The 5025-nt window shown below is 43.4% G+C and carries 3 protein-coding genes and 2 pseudogenes; 1 reads left to right on the forward strand and 4 read right to left on the reverse strand.

What is annotated here, in order from left to right:
- Nucleotides 1-66: 66 nt before the first annotated feature.
- The gene (locus PENNN9_RS12420) at nucleotides 67-639 is read left to right on the forward strand and encodes a cupin domain-containing protein (RefSeq protein WP_058369807.1); all 573 of its coding nucleotides are present in this window, start codon (nucleotides 67-69) and stop codon (nucleotides 637-639) included.
- Between the two features lie 80 nt (nucleotides 640-719).
- On the opposite strand, the gene PENNN9_RS12425 is transcribed toward PENNN9_RS12420, so the two are convergent.
- The 4 genes and pseudogenes from PENNN9_RS12425 to PENNN9_RS12440 all read right to left on the reverse strand — a co-directional run.
- Nucleotides 720-2090: a glycosyltransferase gene (locus PENNN9_RS12425; protein ID WP_082638097.1), complete on the reverse strand. Its 1371-nt coding sequence runs from the start codon at nucleotides 2088-2090 to the stop codon at nucleotides 720-722.
- Between the two features lie 139 nt (nucleotides 2091-2229).
- Nucleotides 2230-3102, reverse strand: a complete 873-nt coding sequence (locus tag PENNN9_RS12430) for a TIGR03915 family putative DNA repair protein (protein WP_058369966.1) — start codon at nucleotides 3100-3102, stop codon at nucleotides 2230-2232.
- A 12-nt stretch (nucleotides 3103-3114) separates the two neighbouring features.
- Nucleotides 3115-4384: pseudogene (locus PENNN9_RS12435) on the reverse strand (putative DNA modification/repair radical SAM protein).
- Between the two features lie 269 nt (nucleotides 4385-4653).
- Nucleotides 4654-5025: pseudogene (locus PENNN9_RS12440) on the reverse strand (hypothetical protein); the annotation flags it as partial.

The following is a 5025-nucleotide window of genomic DNA, read 5'->3' on the forward strand; positions in this document are numbered from 1 at the left end:
CTAGATAATACTTCAGATAAAACCAATTTAGATGATAAAGTCGTCTCCGAAAAGGCTCAGACAGCCATCAAAGCGGATGAACAACCAGAAGAAGATATTGGTAAAAAAATCAATCAGCTGCGCCTTGCTAAAGGTTATTCACAGCGTAAGCTTGCAAGGCTTGCAGGACTGACCAATACCTCAATCAGCGCCATTGAGCGCAATAAAGTGAGTCCGGCCGTCAATACATTAAAAGCAATTTTAGCGGTGCTAGGCTCTGATTTGACGACTTTTTTTAGTGACGAGTGGAAAGAACCTAAAGCAAGAGTGGTAGTGACTCCCAAAGATTTAATTGAGCTTAGTGAACCAAATAGCAGAGTGTCGCTTAAACAGGTATACAATTGCAGCACAACAAAAAACTTAGGGTTTTTGATTGAGACTTATCAGCCCAACAGCTCAACGGAAGAAAAAATCGCTCATGAAGGAGAAGAGATTGGGACGGTCATCGAAGGCAAGATTCTTATTCGCATCGAGGAGACCACATACTTGCTCAATAAAGGGGACAGTTATGTGATTGATACCATGAAGCCGCATACCTTTATTAATCCTAGTGATACGGTGACTCATATAGTAAGTGCGCATACGCCAACGACTTATTAGATAGAACGATTATATAGAGTTGCTGCTATACTGAGGCGCGACGCTATTCGCTTTTATCTGTTATCTGTTATCTGTTATTTCTAATGGTTATTGTCCGTTTTGCTTTTATCTGTTTTACTTTTATTAGTAGCGACGGCTTTATCACTACTAGCCTGTTCCTTATTCGCCGTTAAGTCGCCCGTCACTTTTGGCGACTTTTTTAATAGATCAATTTTAGTATTTGTTATCCTTTTATCATGAGTATCGATAAAAGGGGGACTGGCAGCCTTTAAATGCCTTTTGGATCTCTGTAGAGAGTGAGCATCTAGTAACGCTTTTTGTTCTTTCTGCGAGGCTTCATACAGACCCTGATAGACTTCAATAGTTTCTTTAATCATCTGACGCATGGTAAACTTATCTGTCATCTCAGGACGAGTGACACTTTCTAACTGACTTTTAACAACTTTGCACAGAGCCTGAGCATTGTATTTTTTAACCAATCCTTGCGGGTACAACGGTTGCAAAATCTCACTAAAAGCCGCCTGATCCCAACCAACCACGGGCGTACCTAGATGAATCGCCTGTAGAGCATTGATACCGATAGATTCAGGTTGATTAGCAAGCGCCATAACGATATTGGCCGCTGACAGCCACTCCCGCATGTCGTTACGTTTACGACCGACATACGTGATACGTTCGGCCAGACCTAGCGTATTGGTGCGTTGACGAAAGTCTTCATGCGCCACGTCACCATCTCTATGGTCGTCGTCCATAATAATAGCGTGGATATTAGGAAATTGTTCTTGTAGGTTTCCTAGAATATCAATCAGCCATTCTTGTCCATATTCATTACCAATGATAGTAGGAAACACCAACCATTTCTTATGTTCAAGCTCAGGATATTCTGCAAAGGTACGGCGTAACCAATATACAGAAGGGTTGTGCCGATACGGATAACGACGCGTATCAACGCCGCGGTAGATACGCTTGATGGACTTTGGATCGATCTCTTCGCGATGTAGACCTTTTCTCAAATAGTTCGTCACACTATCTGATACAGTGATAATGGTATCGACATCCAGTAGTGCTTGTGAATACTTGTTAATTGAATAAAAACCATACATGGTTGAGACTAGCTTTGGTCGATGTTTTACGCGTGCTCGGCGCAGGGCTAAATGCAATATCCAAGCAGGTGTACGTGAATGCACATGGATAATATCAGGATTGTATTGTTCGATAAGATGACGTAGAGGGGCAACTTGTAAGATTGATAACCATGATTTTTTATACATATGCAGCTGATGGTATATATTGCCATCTCGCTCTAAACGTTTGACCAAATCGTTATCATCATCGGCACTAGAGACAATAATAGAAGTATGTCCGTTTTTGGCCAAAGCGCGTCCAAGATGAAAGATCCCACGTTCGGATTCATCATGTTTTAAGGACGACAGTAAACGCATAACTTTCATAATAGCGTGGGCCACCAGTTAGGATATCAAGCTGCTATTGTCAGTTAAAAATGCTGAAAACTCAACCATGAAGACCGATTAGAGGTGACAAATCGCCATGCTAGCTCAAGTTTTTACAGTCTAAAGAATTGATGAGTGGCTAACGACGCTTTTGCAAGTGTTCAGCATTGGGCAATATTTGCTTTTCGCTTAAGTATTTCCAATAGCGCTGCGGTAAATACTGTCTGTGCAAACGAGGGTTTTTGCGCTCTTTAATGTTGACGTTGGTAAAGTAGCCTTGCCAAAATTTTTGATAGCGCTGTTCGTCCTCACTATGAATACTGGCAGGGTTGCGTAAAACAGCATCATCAAGCTCGGTGATGGTTTGCAGGGCAGCGGGGCGCGTGGGCGTGCTTTGACTCTTGTCATAATAAATGCCATAGCCACGAGCCAGATCATAGATAGCCCAATGCTGATCTTGATAGCGCTGCCGAAAATGCTCCCCAATCAGCGGCAAGACGTTAAAATCAGGCTCAACACGGGCAAAATAGATGTCACTGGTTGTGTGCTCAAAACGCACAAACGCTTCCATGCGATGCTTTTCACGTCCGACAGACTTTACAGTTTGTACCAGCTCAAGTATGTTCAAGTTACCCAAGTCTTGCATAACATAACGACTAGGGTAGTCAATAGCATATTTGACTACTTGAAATAAAGTAGTACCAATGTCGTCTTTTTCAGACAAAAACCCCCAAAGTAAATTGCGCATACCTGAGCGACCTAATAGCTGGTTTAGTTTTACCAATACACGTTCAGCATTTTCTTCATTAGGCACAACGCTGGTTGCTTGAGCAATCAATGAGGGTACATAACAGTCTTGAGCAATCAATCGTAATGCTTCATCGTTTTGCAGCTTATTGACATAAACATAAAACACCGCGCTCAACCAACCTTCAAAACTTGGCTCATAAAGCACAATACTGGGTGTCAATTGACCAACAGGGTACGCGGTGTTTGGGGTCAGCTCTAGCATATATGCTCCTTTTTAAAACAGTGCTAATTGCCCACTGCGCTGATCCTTAAATTTAGTCTGCGTTTGCGCCAGTACATATTGACGAAAGTTGTCACGAGTCAGATGTGCAAGATGCTCGTTTTTGCCAGTGGTTGCGATGAAATATTTGGCACGATTGACCGCGGCGCCCATTTTTTTGAGATGATAAAGGGTCAACTGATTAAACTTACGCGCTTTCACTATTTTTTTTGGCCGTTTTGGTGCCAATACCTGGGATGCGTACAATCATCTCATAAGTCGCTGTTTGAATATTGACGGGGAAGTGCTCGCGATGACGAATGGCCCAAGCCAGCTTTGGATCACAGTCCAAGTCCAAAAAGGGCGACTCTGGCTCCACAATTTCGTGTGCACCAAAGCCATAAAAACGTATTAGCCAATCGGCTTGATACAGACGGTTTTCACGTACCATTGGTACTGGCGTGCCAATCGCTGGCAAGCGGTTGTCAGAAAGCATCGGCACGTAACCTGAGTAGTAAACGCGCTTGAGATCATAAGTCTGATAAAAATGGCTCGATAGCTGAATTACTTGCAAGTCGGTCTCATTGCTAGCACCGACTATCATTTGGCTGGTCTGGCCAGCTGGGGTAAATTTGGGTGCTTTTTTATGGGTTTTACGGCTCTCACGAATCGTGACGATTTCTTCTTTTACCGTCTGCATTGGCGCTTTTAGCTCGTCGTGCGACTTCTCTGGTGCGAGCAAAGCTAGACCTGACTTGGTAGGAATCTCGATATTGACGCTGAGACGATCTGCATACAACCCAGCTTCTAACAATAGCTCTTTTGAAGCGCCAGGGATGGTTTTTAGATGAATATAACCGTTAAAGCGCTCACGAGTACGCAGGATTTTGGCAACTTCGACCAGTCGTTCCATCGTATAGTCGCCACTTTTAAAGATACCAGAGCTGAGGAACAACCCTTCGATATAGTTACGGCGATAAAACTGCATGGTCAGATCAACCACTTCCTCAACCGTAAATGCTGCGCGCGGTGTGTCATTGCTTTTGCGTGAGGTGCAGTACGCGCAGTCATAGATACAGTGATTGGTTAATAGGATTTTGAGCAAGCTGACACAGCGACCATCTTCGGTATAGCTGTGACAAATTCCTGTCGCTGAAGCGTCGCCGAGACCACCGCCTTGGTTTTTGCGAGTACCAGCGGAGGAGGAGCAAGAAACATCATACTTAGCAGCATCCGCTAAGATGTTGAGCTTGCCTTGTAGTCGTTCATAATTGATGGTTGCCATAAGTTATAGTGCCCATTCATTAGTAGAGTACTATTTTATCAAAATTAACGCTAAGTCATTGGATTTATAGAAGAATTGGGGATATAAAACGACAGATAGTGTCGTGATATGAAACCAAAATTTTACTGGTAGGGAGTGCTTAAATGACTGTGTGAGAAATCGACGAAAAGCTGTGACCAACTAAAAAAAGGTCTTGCCGACTAAATATTTAGCCCACAAGACCTTTTATAAAATTTGATGGTTTTTGAGTTTTAAATTCCGCTTTGTTCTTATTGAACCTTGGCGCGTATAATTATAGTTTGCGGTGTATTCGCGTCAAGATCGACTAAATTCCATTTAAGTCCAGAGTAGTTTTCTTTCACTACTACAGTATTACCCACTTGCTGAATGGTTTGATAGCTGTCGCCGCCAGTAGTTGCAAGCGTCGGTAGTGGGCTGTTTAGTGATACCAGCTGCACATTATTCGGCAACGACACCATGGCATTGATATCATCAACGGGCTGCGCGTTGATATTGTTATAAACGGTGTGGTATTCGATGACATCGCCCGGCGAGACATGATTGGCTGGTACTGCAATCTCACGTCCGTCACTGTTTTTTAAAATTTTACTCCTTGGGCCCCGTCCCCCCCCCCCCCCCCC

Source organism: Psychrobacter sp. ENNN9_III (assembly GCF_001462175.1).
Taxonomy (GTDB): Bacteria; Pseudomonadota; Gammaproteobacteria; order Pseudomonadales; family Moraxellaceae; genus Psychrobacter.